At 43.3% G+C, this 16,581-nt stretch carries 14 protein-coding genes; all 14 read left to right on the forward strand.

Annotation, left to right across the window (positions count from 1 at the left end):
* Nucleotides 1-10: 10 nt before the first annotated feature.
* The 14 genes from DAHG_RS00955 to DAHG_RS01020 all read left to right on the forward strand — a co-directional run bounded on the left by DAHG_RS00955 (nt 11) and on the right by DAHG_RS01020 (nt 16,479).
* A complete protein-coding gene (locus DAHG_RS00955; RefSeq protein WP_022936442.1) occupies nt 11-469 on the forward strand; it encodes a hypothetical protein in 459 nt (152 codons plus the stop codon).
* Entirely contained in the window at nt 469-1,896 is a 1,428-nt protein-coding gene (locus tag DAHG_RS00960; RefSeq protein ID WP_022936443.1) for a sulfatase-like hydrolase/transferase, read from the forward strand. Before DAHG_RS00955 ends, DAHG_RS00960 begins: the two co-directional genes overlap by 1 nt.
* On the forward strand, nt 1,893-2,696 hold the full coding sequence (locus DAHG_RS00965; protein WP_022936444.1) for an alpha/beta hydrolase: 804 nt from the start codon (nt 1,893-1,895) through the stop codon (nt 2,694-2,696). Before DAHG_RS00960 ends, DAHG_RS00965 begins: the two co-directional genes overlap by 4 nt.
* An 11-nt stretch (nt 2,697-2,707) precedes the next feature.
* Entirely contained in the window at nt 2,708-3,010 is a 303-nt protein-coding gene (locus tag DAHG_RS00970; RefSeq protein ID WP_022936445.1) for a PTS sugar transporter subunit IIB, read from the forward strand.
* A gap of 1 nt (nt 3,011) precedes the next feature.
* Nucleotides 3,012-3,329 (forward strand): PTS lactose/cellobiose transporter subunit IIA, encoded by a 318-nt coding sequence (locus DAHG_RS00975; RefSeq protein WP_022936446.1) that lies wholly within the window; start codon nt 3,012-3,014, stop codon nt 3,327-3,329.
* Between the two features lies 1 nt (nt 3,330).
* Nucleotides 3,331-4,743: a 6-phospho-beta-glucosidase gene (locus DAHG_RS00980; protein ID WP_022936447.1), complete on the forward strand. Its 1,413-nt coding sequence runs from the start codon at nt 3,331-3,333 to the stop codon at nt 4,741-4,743.
* A gap of 143 nt (nt 4,744-4,886) precedes the next feature.
* Entirely contained in the window at nt 4,887-7,199 is a 2,313-nt protein-coding gene (locus tag DAHG_RS18360; protein WP_022936448.1) for an HAD-IC family P-type ATPase, read from the forward strand.
* A 67-nt stretch (nt 7,200-7,266) separates the two neighbouring features.
* Complete coding sequence (locus DAHG_RS00990) at nt 7,267-7,521, forward strand: zinc ribbon domain-containing protein (RefSeq protein WP_022936449.1); 255 nt, start codon at nt 7,267-7,269, stop codon at nt 7,519-7,521.
* Nucleotides 7,518-8,156, forward strand: a complete 639-nt coding sequence (locus DAHG_RS00995; protein ID WP_110370580.1) for a GyrI-like domain-containing protein — start codon at nt 7,518-7,520, stop codon at nt 8,154-8,156. Before DAHG_RS00990 ends, DAHG_RS00995 begins: the two co-directional genes overlap by 4 nt.
* A 109-nt stretch (nt 8,157-8,265) precedes the next feature.
* On the forward strand, nt 8,266-9,477 hold the full coding sequence (locus DAHG_RS01000) for a metallophosphoesterase (protein ID WP_022936451.1): 1,212 nt from the start codon (nt 8,266-8,268) through the stop codon (nt 9,475-9,477).
* 72 nt (nt 9,478-9,549) lie between these two features.
* Nucleotides 9,550-10,305, forward strand: a complete 756-nt coding sequence (locus tag DAHG_RS01005; RefSeq protein WP_022936452.1) for an alpha/beta hydrolase — start codon at nt 9,550-9,552, stop codon at nt 10,303-10,305.
* 2 nt (nt 10,306-10,307) lie between these two features.
* Nucleotides 10,308-11,504, forward strand: coding sequence for an ATP-grasp domain-containing protein (locus DAHG_RS01010; protein ID WP_022936453.1), 1,197 nt, complete (start codon nt 10,308-10,310; stop codon nt 11,502-11,504).
* A gap of 184 nt (nt 11,505-11,688) precedes the next feature.
* Nucleotides 11,689-13,452: a flavocytochrome c gene (locus DAHG_RS01015; RefSeq protein WP_022936454.1), complete on the forward strand. Its 1,764-nt coding sequence runs from the start codon at nt 11,689-11,691 to the stop codon at nt 13,450-13,452.
* 225 nt (nt 13,453-13,677) lie between these two features.
* Nucleotides 13,678-16,479 carry an ATP-binding protein gene (locus DAHG_RS01020; RefSeq protein ID WP_022936455.1) on the forward strand — a complete coding sequence of 934 codons (2,802 nt, stop codon included), beginning with the start codon at nt 13,678-13,680 and terminating at the stop codon, nt 16,477-16,479.
* Nucleotides 16,480-16,581 lie beyond the last annotated feature (102 nt).

Consider the following 16,581-nt stretch of genomic DNA (forward strand, 5'->3'; position numbering starts at 1 on the left):
GAGGATGCTTATGAGCTGGATGATACTCTTGATACTAAAAGGCGCAATTATTTATCTGCTGTTTCATTTTATCACCAATCTGTCACACAACCGCAAAAAGGAGCCGACACTGCATTTCAGTGCTGATTTTATCAGCATTATTGAGATTGGCAGCGTAGGAGCGATTACGGCAGCGTGTTTGTTTTCTTCACTTAAGGCAGGCAGTATCTTTATCAGCCTGATTGCCTTGCTTGATTTAATCGTGCTTTATTTTGAAAGCAAACGGGTCATTCTGATTGGTGAGCAGGCGATTCAAATCAGAGAAGAATTGGTGCCGATAGCCGATATTGTCCGTGTTGAAACCAGTTTGTGGATGCTGCATGTGCATACGGTGAATAAGACTTTCAAGGTGATGAATCCGCTTGTGACTTCCTGGCAGTTTCAGGAACGTGTTTATAATAAATTAAAGCCGGTGCGGGGGAAATGCTGATGAAAAATATCGTGATGATATACTGCGATGAGCTGCGCTGTGATGCGTTAAGCTGTTACGGCAGCCCTTATGGTATTAAGACGGAAAACATCGATGAATTGGCAGCCCACAGCGTCATGTTTGATGAATGCTACTGTGCCTCTCCGGTCTGTGTGCCTTCCCGTTATTCAACCTTAACCAGCCTGCCGCCAACACAAACCGGTGTTTATCATAATGAGGCGGCAATGCCTACCTTTAAGCTGGATCATGATTTTATCACATTTCCTCAGGTTTTAAAGGATGCGGGCTATTGCACAGCCAGTTTTGGTAAGACACATATTCCCGCGGTGCAGACACCTGTTTTTGATGTGAATGATGAAATGGGCGGTGAAATGAATCTGGGAATCAATATTAAGGAAGAAGCAAGTCAGATTATGAAGCTGCCCGGTCAGTTTCAGTCTGTGTTAGCGGCTGATTATCCGGCTGATAAAAGATTTTGGCCAGAGCAGGTTACGGATCACGGCATCGAGTGGATGCTTAAACAGCGGCAGCCCTTCTTTATCCGTTTCAGCTATCTGCAGCCGCATACACCTATCGTTGTACCTGAAAAGTATGTCCAACGTCTAAACGACATTGAGTTTGATGATTCACTGACGTATTATTCAACCAGTGAATTTGAAAAGCGTTTTGGTGAAATCTGTGACATTCAACGGATGTGCGCTCAAGATGTCCAACGGATGCGTAAGTATTACTATGCGATGGTGCTGTGGATTGATGAACAGGTCGGCAGAATTATGCAGGCGTTAAAGGATCATCATCTGATGGATGATACAATTCTTGTATTTACCGCCGATCATGGCGCAAACCGCGGTGAAAACGGTGCCTTGGCGAAGCAGACATTCCAGCCTTCCAGTCATCGGATTCCGCTGCTGATCAGCAATAATAATTGTAAAGAACGCCGCCATGATATCTGCAGTAATCTTGATTTGGGACCTACCCTGCTGGCGATGAATGGTATCGCAGTGCCTAAGTCTTTTATGGGTATCAACCTCTTTGAAAAGACACAGGAAGAAGTTTATTCAATGGTTGGCTACGGCAAACGCACCAGCAAAGCATTTCCCAATAAAAATCAGGGCGCATGGTCAATGAATCATGGCTGGCCGCAGCGTGTCTGCATTCGTACAACCCGCTTTCGGTTGGACATGAACAGCATGATGGATGGTGAATTTGTCAGTGAAGCGGATGAGGATATTTGTTTCATAGATCGCCTTAAAGATCCTATGGAACAGGTTAATCGAATCAATGATCCAGAATATCAGCCATTCATTCATGAGTTAGTGAAAAAACTGAGGGCATACAGCCGTTCACAGAAACTTGTTGATGATGCCATGGTTGAGATGGATATGGAAAAAATAAAAGCTTATAAAAAAGCGGGGCAGACAAAATGACAGCAATTAATGTTCAAAGTGAGCTGGGCATGTTGACAATGGAAATGCTTAAGCCTGACGATGGGTCTGTCAGTGATTTGCGGCCTTGTATAATCTTTTACTTTGGCGGCGGCTTTGTAAAGCGCAATTTAAAGCATTTCAAACGCCAGGCTGAATATTTTAGAAATTTGGGTGTCATTTGTATTCTTGCTGATTATCATCTGGCAAATGAAGGTGATGGCTTAGCTGTTTGTTTTGCAGACGCGCAGGCTGTATTGATTGAGGTGGCTGAGAAGGCGGAACAATTAGGCATAGACCGACATAAAATCGTTGTCTGCGGCGGTTCAGCCGGCGGCACATTAGCCTGCTGGTGTTCATTAAATTCATCGATCCCATGTGCTCAGGTATTGTTTAATCCGGTCTTATTTTTTGGTGAACAAAACATCAAGAAGATTTCGCCTAAGGAAATCATGGTTCAGATCAACGGGGAAGCGGCTGGGTTAAATAAGGTTGAAACCTATATGCAGGCATGGGGTGAAGAATTCAAGCTTTATCCGCAGCATTTTTCAGCTTATCATCAGCTGGCTGATGCCGTAATTCCGCCAACATTGATTCTGCAGGGCAGCAATGATCCAATCGCTTATTTGGGTGTGATTCTGTTTCATCAGAAAGCATTGGAATCAGGCAATGACTGCCATTTGGTGCTGTATCAGGGCGAAGAACATGGCTTTTTTAATTATGACAAGAATGATAATAAATTCTGTTACGAGGATACATTGAAACAGATGGAAGCATTTTTAAGAGAAAGAAACTTAATTTAGAGGACAATAAAATGAGAAAAATCGTATTATTATGCGCGGCCGGTATGAGTACCAGCATGCTGGTAACAAAGATGAAAAAATATGCGGAAAGTGAAGGGTATGACTGTGAGATCGATGCTCATGCCGTATCGGAAGCAAAGCAATACGGCGCTGAGGCGGATATTGTTTTACTGGGGCCGCAGGTTCGTTTTAATCTGGCAAAGGTAAAGGAACAGTGTCCTAACTGTCCAGTCGAAGCTATTGATATGGCTGCTTATGGCGCGATGGACGGTTCCAAGGTGATCCGCCGGGTCAAAGAAGTGCTGGGTGATTGAAATGGAAGGTATTGAATTAATCAGTTTTCAAATTATCAGCGCGGTCGGCACTGCCCGCTCAATGTATATCGAAGCGATTCAGGCAGCCAAGGCAGAGCGTTTTGATGAGGCGGCAAAGCTGTTGGAGGAAGGACAGGAGCTTTTTGTTCAGGGACATCACGCGCATGCTCAGCTGATTCAAAATGAGGCGAATGGTGAAAAAACTGAATTTGCTTTATTGCTGATGCATGCTGAGGATCAGCTGATGAGTGCGGAAGCTTTTGGTATCTTAGCTCAAGAGTTTGTCGATGTATATAAGAAAATGAAAGGGAACATGTAAGATGAGCCGATTACCGGAAAACTTTTTATGGGGCGGCGCGGTAGCCGCCAATCAGCTTGAAGGTGCTTGGAATGTTGATGGCAAGGGAATCAGTACAGCGGACTGCATGAGCGCCGGGGCTGTGGATAAGGAAAGAATCTACACCGACGGCATTCAGGAGGGTGTTTATTATCCCAACCATGAGGGTATTGATTTCTATCATCATTATCAAGAAGATATCGCCATGTTTGCGGAAATGGGATTCAAATGCTTCAGAACTTCGATTGCCTGGACGCGCATTTTTCCGCAAGGCGATGAAAAAGAACCGAATGAGCTGGGACTGCAGTTCTATGACCGGGTTTTTGATGAATGTCTGAAATATGGCATTGAACCAGTAGTCACAATCAGCCATTATGAAACACCCTATGGCTTGGTGAAAAAATACGGCTCTTGGCGCAGCCGTTCAATGATTGATTTCTATACGCGTTTCTGTGAAGTAATTTTTAATCGTTATAAAGATAAAGTAAAATATTGGATGACCTTTAATGAAATTAACTGCATCTCTTTGCATCCTGCAATACCGACTGGTATTCGTATTGGCACTGATGAAAACTTCCATCAAGTGACACTGCAGGCTGCCCATCATATGTTTGTGGCTTCAGCAAAAGCTGTCAAGCTGGGACATGCAATCAACCCGGATTTTAAAATCGGTATGATGATGCTTTATCCGCAGACTTACGCGGAAACATGCAATCCGCTTGACGCGCTGAAACAGATGCAGGCAATGGATATGCAGTATTATTACAGCGATGTTCAGGTGCGTGGATATTACAGCTCTAAGGCTAAGAAGATGCAGCAGGCATTGGGTGTCAAATTAGCCGCTGAACCTGAAGATGATGCGATTCTTCGTGAGGGTAAGGTCGATTATATTGGCTTCAGTTATTATATGAGCATGGTCGCGTCAGCGGATTTGAATAAACAAGTCAGCGGCGGCAATATGCTGAAAGGAATTAAAAATCCATATCTGAAAGCCAGTGAATGGGGCTGGCAGATCGATCCTGTTGGCTTGCGCTTAACCTTAAACAACCTCTATGACCGTTATCAGCTGCCGTTGTTCATTGTGGAAAATGGCTTGGGCGCAATAGATCAAATTGAAGCCGATGGTTCTATTTGTGATGATTACCGTATTGAATATTTAAGAGAGCATATTAAAGAGATGATAAAAGCTGTTGATGAAGATGGTGTTGAGCTGATGGGTTATACGCCTTGGGGCTGCATCGATTTAATCTCAGCCGGCACAGGTGAAATGAAAAAACGATATGGCTTTATCTATGTTGACCGTGATGATGAAGGGCATGGCACACTGGCTCGTTCTAAGAAAAAGAGTTTTGAGTGGTATAAGCAGGTGATTGCCTCGAATGGTGAGAAGCTGTAGAATGAAAAGCGTTGATTTACATCACGCTTTTTTATTATGAAGCAACAGCATTACTTTTGCTTTTTAAACAAATCTTTTGAAATTCTTAACATTTGACATCTGTAAAATAGGCTATAATAAAAATAGAAAGCGCAGGGATTTGAATGAACAAAGAGAAATTTAGATTCACAGGTTTATCAGCGGCTGAAGTTACACAGCGGGAAAATGAAAATAAGGTCAATGTGGAAATCCGTCCGGAATCAAAAACGATCAAGGATATCTGCAAGGATAATATCTTTACATATTTTAATCTGATCTTTTGTATACTGGCCTTGATATTAATCGCTGCCAGGTCTTTTCATAATATGCTGTTTATGTTTGTGGTTGTCATTAACACATCCATTGGTATTATTCAGGAAATTCGAGCCAAGAAAACCTTAGATGCCCTGCGGCTCGTTTCAGCGCCTAAGGCCCATGTGATCCGTGATGGTGAATTACAGGAAATCAATGCGCATGCGCTGGTGCTTGATGATCTGGTGGTGTTTGAGGCAGGAAATCAGATTTATGCGGATGCCCAAATTGTGGAGGGACAGCTTGAAGTAAATGAAAGCTTGCTGACTGGTGAGGCAGACGCGCTGGTTAAAAAGGCGGGCGATGAGCTTTTGAGCGGCAGTTTTGTGATCAGCGGTCAATGCAGTGCCCGTTTGATTCGTGTCGGCGCCGATGCCTATGCATCACGGTTGATTAAAGAAGCCAGTAAAAGTAAAGTCGTTCAGTCAGAGATGATGACATCGCTGAGAAAGCTTGTTAAGGGAATTGGTATCGCGATTATTCCAATTGGCGTGCTGATGTTTCTTAAGCAGACTTGGCTGCTGCATCAGGACTTTTCGCAATCCGCGGTTTCAGTAGTAGCGGCACTGATTGGAATGATTCCCGAAGGCTTGGTGCTGCTGACCAGTGTGGCGCTGGCTCTTTCAATTCTGCGCTTGGCGAAACGTCAGACTGTGGTTCATGAGCTATACTGCATAGAAACACTGGCACGGGTTGATGTGCTTTGTCTTGATAAAACGGGTACGATTACAGAAGGCAGTTTATTGTTAGAAAAAATTATCGCTTTGGATCATCATCCAGAGAAGCAGATTTTAGAAATATTAAATGCCATGGCGCACAATACCTCAGATAATAACGCGACCGCGCAGGCTATCAAAGAATTTTTTAAGCATGATACCAGTGACTGGGTTAAGATTGATGAACAGCCCTTTTCTTCACAGCGCAAATTAAGCTCACTGACTTTTGAAGAGCATGGACGTTTTGTACTGGGAGCTTTTGAATATGTAATTCCTTCACTGGCTTCAAATTATACAGCTGAAATCAATCGTTATCTTGAAGAAGGACAGCGGGTTTTACTGCTTGCGAAGGAGGATGAGCCTTTGGCCTTTCTGCTTTTCTCAGATAAGATTCGTGATCATGCCAATGAGACATTAAGTTATTTTGAACAGCAGGGTGTTACCTTAAAGGTAATCTCCGGTGATAATCCGATTGCCGTAAGGCAGATTGCCAGCCGTGCCGGAATTAAAGATGCGCATCGGATGGCAGATGCTTCTAAGCTTGATGATGAAGCCTTGATTCAGGCGGCTGAGGATACCGTTGTATTCGGCCGTGTTTCTCCGAAACAGAAAAAACTGCTGATTCAGACGTTGAAGCAGAATGGACATACAGTAGCGATGACTGGTGATGGCGTCAATGATATTTTAGCCATGAAGGAAGCCGATTGTTCGGTTGCGATGGCCAGCGGCAGTGAAGCGGCATCCCATGCGGCTCAGCTTGTTTTGCTTGATTCTGATTTTACGGTAATGCCGAAGATTCTGGAAGAGGGAAGAAGGGTTATCAATAACATTCAGCGCTCTGCTTCTTTATTTCTGGTTAAGAATATTTATTCCTTTTTAGTCGCAGTCTTACTGATGTTTTTTGCTTTCCCATATCCATTTACACCGATTCAGCTGACGCTGATCAGTTCGCTGACCATCGGTATTCCTTCCTTCATTTTAGCGTTTGAGCCTTCTACCAGCCGCGTGCGCGGAAAGTTTATGGAAACCGTGCTGCTTAGGGCGCTGCCGGGCGGTTTAACCAATGTCACAATTATTATCGCGGCGGTGTGCGCGAGTATGATCATGGGGATTCCCAGCGACCATACCTCATATATCTGTATGGTAAGCGCCGGCACATGCGGTTTGTTGGTTTTGCTGGTTACATGTCTGCCGTTAAGTCAGATGCGTAAAATCCTTTTAGCTGTCATGGCCTCTTTATTTGTTGGCTTATCGATTTTATCACTGCCATACATCATTCAAACACCGATGCGGTTAACATCCTTTATTTTGCTGGCTGTGCTGCTGGCGGCGATTCCTTTTATCCTGCGCGGATATACGCTGCTGATCCGGCGCATTGAAAAGCTTTATCAAAGTAAAACAAAAAAATAAAATATGACACAGGGGTGTCACAGTCATCACTTATAATAAGGGCATGAAAGAAAGTGAGGATATGAAAATGAAATTTTGTCAATGCTGCGGTATGCCGATGGAAGGCGCTAATTATGGTAAGGAAAAGGATGGAACATTGAGTGAAGATTATTGTGAGTATTGTTATGCGGATGGTGAATTCACTACTCAGTGCACAATGGATGAGATGATTGAACAATGTGTGCCATTCTGTGTTGAGGCTGATCCAACTATAACAGAGGAACAGGCAAGAGCTTCAATGAAGGCATATTTTCCAACCTTGAAGCGATGGGCTTTGAAGTGATTGTCGATTATAAGAAAAGCTGTAAAGACATTTATCTGCCCAAAACCGAGCCTTCGCTTATTACATTGACGCCTATCGCCTATGCGGCAGTGAAGGGCTCTGGTGATCCTAATACATCCAAGGCTTATAAAGAAGCCTTGGAATTGCTTTATGGTCTTTTGTATACGATTAAGATGAGCAAGCGCTCAGATCATTCATTTGCCGGTTATTTTGATTATGTCGTGCCGCCGCTGGAGGGCTTATGGGAGAATGGCGGTGAATTGAATGATGCTATCGATAAGCATCAGTTTGTCTGGATTTCGATGATCCGTCTGCCTGAATTTATCGACGCGCAAGCATTTGATCAGGCTGTCGAAATGCTTCATGCAAAGAAACCCAAGCTTGATGTCAGTAAATTATTTTATAAGGTTTATGAGGAAGGACTCTGTGTGCAATGCATGCATTTGGGTTCCTATGATGATGAACCGGCAACCTTAGCGAAAATGAACGCGTACCTTGAGGCTAATGGCTATTGTACTGATATTAATGAAACACGCTGGCATCATGAGATCTATCTCAGTGATCCGCGTAAGTGTACTTCAGATAAGCTGAAAACCGTTATCCGGCATCCAATCCGGAGTATGAAAGCAGAATAAGCACTAAAGAAGCAGCAATGCTTCTTTTTCTTTACCGTAAAGATTATGCTGGGCAAAACAGCACCTAAAATATGTGGTCTATGGTATGCTTATGCCAAAGAGGGATCGTATGAAAAAGTTATGTCTTGGTTTGTTATGTATATTATGCGGCTGCGGGAGTATTAATGCTGTCGAAAGCGCCGCGCCCGCGCATGAGCTTAAGCTGATGATTGCCAGTGATCTGCATTATCAAAAGGAGCTGAGTTCTGTCAGTGCCTCGATTGTTGGCCAGATGGTCTATAATGATGAAATTGCCGATGCCTTATGTGAAACAGCGATTGAAAATCAGCCTGAGGCTTTGATATTGCTTGGCGATTTAAGCAATGTTGGCGCTTATGCCGATCATGAGCGGATGGCGGCAAAACTGGCGCGCGTCAAGGCAGCGGGTGTTGATGTTTATGTTGTGCCCGGCAATCATGATCTTCAGCAGTCTTCAGCGGCTGATTTTGAAAAAATATATGCTGACTTTGGTTTTAATCAGGCTTTTTCAAGAGATCGTGATTCCTTGAGCTATGCTGTTAAAATCAATGATGACTGCTGGCTTTTGGCTTTGGATACCAATGAGGAACAAATGGCTTATGGACACTTAAGTGATAATACTTTAATGTGGGTGGAGAAGGTGCTGAAAGAAGCTGAACAGGCAAATGCTTATGTATTGGGAATCTCTCATCATAATCTGCTGCGTCATTCCATGCAGGGAACTGAAAATAGCTTTATGATTGACAAGGCAGATGAGCTGGCTAATTTGCTGCTGCATTATGGCGTACCGCTTTATCTGAGCGGGCATCGTCATGGCCGCAGTGTTCAGACAAAGACATTAGGTCATGCTGAAATCACTGAAATTGTCAGTGATATGCTTTTAAACTATCCTAACATTTATGGCGTTTTAGATTTTAGTACCGATCGTACAATTACTTATGAAGGCAAAGAGCTTGATGTTTCCGCGTGGGCGGTGAAGCAGGCAAGCCAAGATGAAAAGCTATTGAATTTTAAAACATATTCATACGATTTGTGCGCGGCGAAAGCGGCCGGCATGGGCAGCACAGCACTTGCTTCTAAGCAGCTTGATGATCTGGACATTCAAGCGATGCAGACTTTTATGGAACAATTTTATCTGGCCTATGCGCAGGGTGAAATCTATCAAGTGCGGGAAGCGATGCTGGCAGATCCGGCATATGCTTTATGGCAGCAGAATTGCAAGGGAGAAACTTATCAGCGCTGGATTGAATATGTGCTGAATAATTATAAAGAAAATTATGATCGATGGGAAATCCGCTATTAAAAGTGGATTTTTTCTTTTGATTGAGGTTGAACGTGCTATAATAATTAAAATAAAATGGCTGGAGGAATGTGTATGATCATTAAGAAAGAAGTGCTGATAACCCCCTTTAATCTGAACCGCATGCTGCATATCTATGTGCCTGATGGTGCTTTTCGCAGTAAAAAGCGTTATCCGGTAATGTATATGTTTGACGGTCATAATCTGTTTGATGATGAGGAAGCGACTTATGGCAAAAGCTGGGGATTGAAGGAGTGGCTGGATGAAAATAAAATGAATTTAATCATTGTCGGTATTGAATGCAATCATGAAGGCAATGAGCGGCTTTCAGAATTTTCACCTTATGATTTCACTTATCGGAAAAGCAGAATCAAGGGTAAAGGAAAACAGCTTATGAAATGGGTCTGTGAGGAATTAAAACCATTGATTGATCAGGAGCTGCCAACTTTGCCGGATCGTGCGCACACAGCTGTCGGCGGCAGTTCAATGGGCGGCTTGATGGCTTTGTATACGGTGCTGCATCACAATGATGTATTTGCCTTGTCAGCCGCTGTTTCTCCGCATATCTTTGGCATGAATGATGCCCTTGATCGAGAAGTAAACAAAACGCTGCAGGATGATACCAGGATTTATATCAGCTGGGGTGCTAAGGAATGCCGTTCTAAACAATCCCTTGCCCAATACAGCGCTGCTTTAATCAATATCGCAAACATCCATCCAGGTCAGGTTTATTTGAATCTTAAAGTAGAGGGTGAACATAATGAAGCCAGCTGGGAAAAAGAAATCCCATGCTTCATGAATTATTTGTATTTGCATCAAAGGAGGCATTAATCATGAATTTTGTATTTATTTCTCCTAATTTTCCAGATAATTACTGGCTGTTTTGTCAGGGCTTAAAAAGGTTAGGGGTCAATGTGTGCGGTATCGGAGACGCGCCGTATGAAACATTGAGTGAAGAATTGAAACAGAACCTAAATGAATACTATCGGGTTGACTCATTGGCTAATTATGATGAGATGATAAAAGCTATCGGTTATTTCACTTATCGTTATGGAAAGATTGATTGGCTTGAATCAAATAATGAATATTGGCTGCGTCAGGATGCCCGTCTGCGCCGGGAGTTTAATATTCAAACCGGCATTCAGCTGGAAGCCATTGACGGCTATCAGTGCAAGTCGCGGATGAAGGAATATTACGCGAAGGCGGGTGTTAAAACAGCCCGCTGGTGCTTATCTGAGAATCTGGAAGAGTTGGAGGCCTTTGCGAATCAGGTAGGCTTCCCATTGATTGCGAAACCCAATATTGGTGTGGGCGCCGGGAATACGCATAAGATTAATTCGATGGATGAGCTAAGAAGCTTAGTGGCTGCCGGTTTTAATGAAGCGATGATTTTTGAGGAATTTATCAAGGGTGATGTGACTTCCTATGATGGTATTGTCAATGAGCGGGGAGAGATTCTTTTTGAGACCTCTCATGTCTATACCGCTTCTATTATGGATGCGGTGAATGAGCATCAGGGAATTGGCTGTTACTCACGGCTTTCGCTGCCTGATGAGCTGAAGCAGGCTGGCCGTAAAACGGTTGCCGCTTTTAATACCCGCAGCCGTTTCTTTCATTTTGAATTTTTTGTATTAAGTGAGGATCAGCCAGGGGTTGGCAATCAGGGTGATGTTTTAGGCTTGGAGGTAAACATGCGGCCGCCGGGTGGCTTCTTGCCGGATCTGATTAATTATGCCAATGATTTTAATATCTATCAGCTATGGGCAGATATGATTGTTACTAATCAGACATCCATGACCAGTGAGCGGCCATATTCAGCTGTCTTTATGGGCCGCAAGGATTGTTTAAGCTATCAATATTCGCTGCAGGATATCCGCGATGAATTTAAGGAAGCGGTTTTGGATATCCGGCGTCTGCCTTCCGTGCTGGCAGAGGCAATGGGTGATGTAGTCGTATTAGCCCGCTTTAAAACTACCGCTGAGGTTGAACGGTTTGTAGCCGCATGTTCGCGGTTAGCTGACAATAGTTAACAAATGAACGAATGCCGTAGACAGTGATGTTTACGGCATTATTCTATTAAAATCAGGTATTGTTTTGATTTATGGCAGGATATCAATTTTATATATCAAAAGCAGTTGAAATTTAAAGAAGGGTTCTATATAATGAGATTGTTAAAAAGTGGATAAACATTTTTAACATAGGGAGGTATAGAACATGAAGTTCAAAAAACTTGCCGCTTTAGCTGTTTCAGCAATGCTTATTGCTGGCTGCTCAACAGGCGGCGGTACTGGTGATGGAGCTACTTTCAAAGCTGGTACTTATGAAGGCAGTGCTGCTGGTTTTGGCGGTGATTTAAAAGTTGAGGTTGTTTTGAGCGATGAAGCGATCGATTCCGTAACGGTTACTGAAAACAGTGAAACTGAAGGTATCGGCAGCAAGGCGGTTGAAACATTGCCGCAGGCTATCGTTGACGCTCAGTCAGTAGACGTTGATTCTGTTTCTGGCGCAACGGTAAGCTCAGAAGCGATTAAAGCAGCTGTTACAATGGCATTGGAGGCAGCAGGTGTTGATGTTGCCAGCCTGAAGCCAGTTGTCAGCGGCCCAGTAGAAAAAGAAGATAAAACAATGGATGTTGATGTTGTTATCGTTGGTGCCGGCGGTGCTGGTATGAGTGCGGCTATCACAGCTGCTGAAGAAGGCAAAAAGGTATTGCTTATTGAAAAAGCGCCGATGGTTGGCGGTAATACTTCAAGAGCAACCGGCGGTATGAACGCTGCTGAAACAAAATATCAGAAGGAAGCTGGTATTGAGGATTCAGTGGACTTATTTGTAGAAGATACAATGACAGGCGGACATAATTTGAATAATGAAGAATTAGTTCGTACATTAGCTGAAAATTCAGCTTCAGCGATTGACTGGCTGGATTCAATCGGCGCTCACTTAAATGACGTTGGTAAGGCTGGCGGTGCCAGTGTGAGCCGTTCTCATCGTCCATTAGATGAAAATGGTAAAATCTTATCTGTTGGCAGCTATTTAGTACCAATTATGGAAAAAGCATGCGCGGATAAGGGCGTAGAAATCATGCTTGAAACAGAAGCAACTGAAATCATCATGAAAGATGGTCAGGCTGTCGGTGTTAAAGCTGAATCTAAAACTGCTAATCTGACAGTAAACGCGAAATCAGTAATCATTACAACTGGCGGTTTCGGCGGCAACTTAGATATGGTTGTTGAATATAAGCCTGAATTAAAAGGTTATGTAACAACGAACGCACCGACAATTACCGGTGACGGCATCAAGATGCTGGAAGCAGCAGGTGCTGATTTTGTTGATATGGATCAAATTCAGATTCACCCAACCGTTGTACAATCTAATGGTGCATTAATTACCGAAAGCTTACGCGGTGACGGTGCAATTTTGATTAACAATGAAGGCAAGCGTTTCACTAATGAAATTCTTACTCGTGATGTTGTATCAGCAAATGTTATTGCTCAGCCTGGTTCAACTGCATGGCTGATCGTTGATGATGCGATGTATCAGGATTCTACAGTTATTCAGGGCTATGTAAATAAAGGCTATATGACTAAAGCTGATACGATTGAGGATCTGGCTAAAGTTATGAATGTTGACGCGGCTGTGCTTCAGGAAACTATGGATGCTTGGGCAGCTGATATCGCTGCGCAGACAGATGCAGAATTTGGCCGTGATGATTTAGCGGAAGTTAAATATCACCTTGATACTGCACCTTATTATGCAGTTATGATTGCTCCTGGTATTCACCATACTATGGGTGGTGTGAAGATTGACACATCTGCAGAAGTATTGGATAAAGACGGCAATGTCATTCCTGGTTTATTCGCTGCTGGTGAAGTAACTGGCGGTGTTCACGGCGGCAACCGTTTAGGCGGCAACGCAGTTGCTGATATCGTTGTATTCGGACGTATTGCGGGTGCAAACGCGGCAGCTTACGCTAAATAAATTGATTATTGAAAGAGTTCATCAGCAATGATGAGCTCTTTTTTTGTTTTGTCTTATTATCTTTATTTCAGCGGATAATTCATACTTTTTCAGCATTGGCGCAGCTTGTGCAAACCTTGACACATGGGGGTTAATCATTTATATTATAGATAAAAGCGGCTGCTAAATGTCAAAAAAAGGAATCTGCAGTGGCTGGATGTCTTTTCCAAAGGAGTGTACACCGCTATGGGCAAATGGATTCGTATTAAACGGGGTATTGCTGTACTTCTGACAGTAACCGTAGTTATATTATTCAATGCAGTACCAACGGCGGCTCAGCCAAGGGTGCTGAAGGTTGCTTTTTCACCGGTAAAAGGGATTACGGAAATCGCGGAAGACGGCAGCCGTCAGGGGTTGGTTGTTGATTATCTGAATGAGATTGCCAAATATACCGGCTGGGAATATGAATATATTGATACTGACGGCGATTACATGGTTGATGAATTCTTAGAAGGCAAATATGATTTAATGGGCGGTACTTATTATTCACCAGGATTTGAGAAATATTTTGCTTATCCTGATTTTAATATAGGATACAGCAAATCAGTGCTTATTGCACGTTATGATGACAAGCAAATCAATGGCTTTGATCTGCGCAGTTTAAATGGCAAGACGATTGGTGTATATGAGCGGGCAGCCGAAAATATCCGCCGATTGAAGGAGTTTCTCACAATCAATGATCTGGAATGTGAACTCCATGCATACAGCTACGAGGAGCTTTCAATTGACGGTAATTTATATCCATATTTAGCAAGCGGTGAAGTAGATATGCTGCTTGGCAATGGCTTTGAAGATCCGGATGGTTTCCGCACTGTGGCTGCTTTTGATTCACAGCCGTTTTATATCGTAACCCAAGTGGGTGATCAGGAAGTTCTTGATGGCTTGAATATGGCAATGGCAAAAATTTTGGATTCTGATCCTAATTTTAGTGAGAATTGTTATTTAGAGCATTTTCCAACTGTATCATCGATTGATATTGTACTGAATGAGCAGGAACGCAGCTACATTCAAAACCGTGAACCTGTTAATGTTGCTTTGCCGAGGAAGTTTCATCCGCTGATCTGTCTTGAATCGGAAGATGATCTTCACAATGGCATCATTCCTGATATTCTTGAGAAAATAGCTGATTTTACAGGGCTGACATTTAATTTTGTATATACTGATACTTATATTGAGGCGGTTGAGCTGGTTCAGCAGGGGAATGCTGACATGCTTGGCTTTTACTTAGGCACTGAAGCCGAGTCTATTGATACGGGTCTGGCTTTGACGTCACCCTATGTAAATATGAACAGCATCGTGGTGCGCAATAAGGCTTCTACCTACCCCGATGATGATTTAATTTGTGCGATTGTGGAAGGGCAGTCACTGCCTTCAGATATCACAGCTGCCAAGGTTCAGACTTATCCAACCATCACGGAGGCACTTAAGGCCGTAAATAATGGCAGCGCGGATTTTGTCTATGGTTTAGCGGTGCGTCTGGAACAGGATATTCAAAGAAATCATTTTACGAATGTGGTGCCGGTGACATTAGTGAATGATCGCAGCAATCTTAATTTTGCGCTGAAACGGCCGGCTGATATTGATCTGCTTTCAATTATCAATAAAGCTATCAACAGTATTTCAGAAAAGGATAAATCGTTGATTCTGGATCAAAACATGATTTCTATCGGTAATACGCAAATGTCTTTGACGGAAATTATTTATGCCAATCCGATGACCTTTATCGCGGTGCTTTCATTATTTCTGTTAGTGCTGGTAGCGGCAGTTTTAGGTGTAAACCGGGCACGGACGCGGGCGGCGCTGATGCAGAGCAGCTTAGAACAGGCGGAAGCTGAAAGCAAAGCGAAGGGAGAATTCCTGTCTCATATGAGCCATGAGCTTCGTACACCGATGAACGCGGTGCTTGGGCTTACTGATCTTACTAATATGATGGAAGGTGTACCGGATGATGTGAAGCGCAATCTGGAAAAGCTGAGGGCCTCTTCACATTACATGCTGGATCTGATTAATGATATTCTTGATATGAGCCGGATTAACAGCGGCAAGCTGACACTTGAGAAGGAAACTTTCTCCCTAAAGCGCATGTTAAGTGAAATCAATACAATGATGGAAACTGAAGCTCAGCGTTTGGGCTTAACATATGTTTTAAAACAAGATGTCGTTCATAACAATCTCACCGGTGATGTTCTCCGCTTGCGGCAAGTATTAACGAATCTGCTTTCTAATGCCTTTAAGTTTACACCATTGGGCGGTTCGGTAACGCTGAGTGTCAGTGAAGAAGCTCAATCTGAAAATGAAGCAGCATTTACATTCAGGGTAACTGATACCGGCATCGGCATTTCTTCAGAGGATCAGAAACGAATCTTTGAAAGCTTTGAACAGGTAGGCGCCAGCTTCACTAAAAGTCAGGGAACTGGACTAGGCTTGCCGATCAGCAGCAGTATTGTTGCCATGATGGGCGGTGAGCTGAAGGTCAGCAGTCAGCCGCATGAGGGCAGTGAATTCTATTTCACCATTATCCTGCCGCTGAGTGCAGAGGCTGAGCAAAGCAGCAACGCGGATGAATATTTGAATAATAATGTGCTGGCTGGTGTAAATATTTTGTTGGCCGAAGATAATGATTTAAATGCTGATATTGCTGTGCAGCTGCTTGAAATTCAAGGCGCTGAGGTGCATCGCTGTGTCAATGGCAAACAGGCGCTTGATGAATTTAGCGGCAGTAAGCCAAATACATATCAGCTGATCCTCATGGATATCCAGATGCCGGAAATGAATGGCTTAGCGGCATCCCGTGCGATTCGTTCGCTGGCGCGTAAAGACGCGGCCGTTATACCTATTGTGGCCATGACCGCCAATACCTTTAAAGAAGATGTGGAAGCGGCAATGGCAGCTGGTATGAATGGTTTTATCCCAAAACCGCTGGATGTGAATTATCTCTATCATTTACTGCAGGATATCTTGCGTAAGAATAAGCTTAAGGATGATTAAATCATAAAAAGTACCTCTTTTATCATAAAGGAGGTACTTTACTTTGCTTTGGCATTAAAAATTGGTGATTTGAAGCATGTCGGGAATTCTTAATGATTCATC

The organism is Dielma fastidiosa, assembly GCF_000313565.1.
Lineage (GTDB): Bacteria > Bacillota_I > Bacilli_A > Erysipelotrichales > Erysipelotrichaceae > Dielma > Dielma fastidiosa.

Bases quoted from the DNA above. Each gene is read 5' to 3' on its own strand.
- DAHG_RS00980 (WP_022936447.1), top strand. From the start codon at position 3,331: ATGAGCCGATTACCGGAAAACTTTTTATGGGGCGGCGCGGTAGCCGCC.
- DAHG_RS00955 (WP_022936442.1), top strand. From the start codon at position 11: ATGAGCTGGATGATACTCTTGATACTAAAAGGCGCAATTATTTATCTG.
- DAHG_RS01015 (WP_022936454.1), top strand. From the start codon at position 11,689: ATGAAGTTCAAAAAACTTGCCGCTTTAGCTGTTTCAGCAATGCTTATT.
- DAHG_RS00970 (WP_022936445.1), top strand. From the start codon at position 2,708: ATGAGAAAAATCGTATTATTATGCGCGGCCGGTATGAGTACCAGCATG.
- DAHG_RS00990 (WP_022936449.1), top strand. From the start codon at position 7,267: ATGAAATTTTGTCAATGCTGCGGTATGCCGATGGAAGGCGCTAATTAT.
- DAHG_RS01005 (WP_022936452.1), top strand. From the start codon at position 9,550: ATGATCATTAAGAAAGAAGTGCTGATAACCCCCTTTAATCTGAACCGC.
- DAHG_RS00960 (WP_022936443.1), top strand. From the start codon at position 469: ATGAAAAATATCGTGATGATATACTGCGATGAGCTGCGCTGTGATGCG.
- DAHG_RS00965 (WP_022936444.1), top strand. From the start codon at position 1,893: ATGACAGCAATTAATGTTCAAAGTGAGCTGGGCATGTTGACAATGGAA.
- DAHG_RS01010 (WP_022936453.1), top strand. From the start codon at position 10,308: ATGAATTTTGTATTTATTTCTCCTAATTTTCCAGATAATTACTGGCTG.
- DAHG_RS00975 (WP_022936446.1), top strand. From the start codon at position 3,012: ATGGAAGGTATTGAATTAATCAGTTTTCAAATTATCAGCGCGGTCGGC.
- DAHG_RS01020 (WP_022936455.1), top strand. From the start codon at position 13,678: ATGGGCAAATGGATTCGTATTAAACGGGGTATTGCTGTACTTCTGACA.
- DAHG_RS18360 (WP_022936448.1), top strand. From the start codon at position 4,887: ATGAACAAAGAGAAATTTAGATTCACAGGTTTATCAGCGGCTGAAGTT.
- DAHG_RS01000 (WP_022936451.1), top strand. From the start codon at position 8,266: ATGAAAAAGTTATGTCTTGGTTTGTTATGTATATTATGCGGCTGCGGG.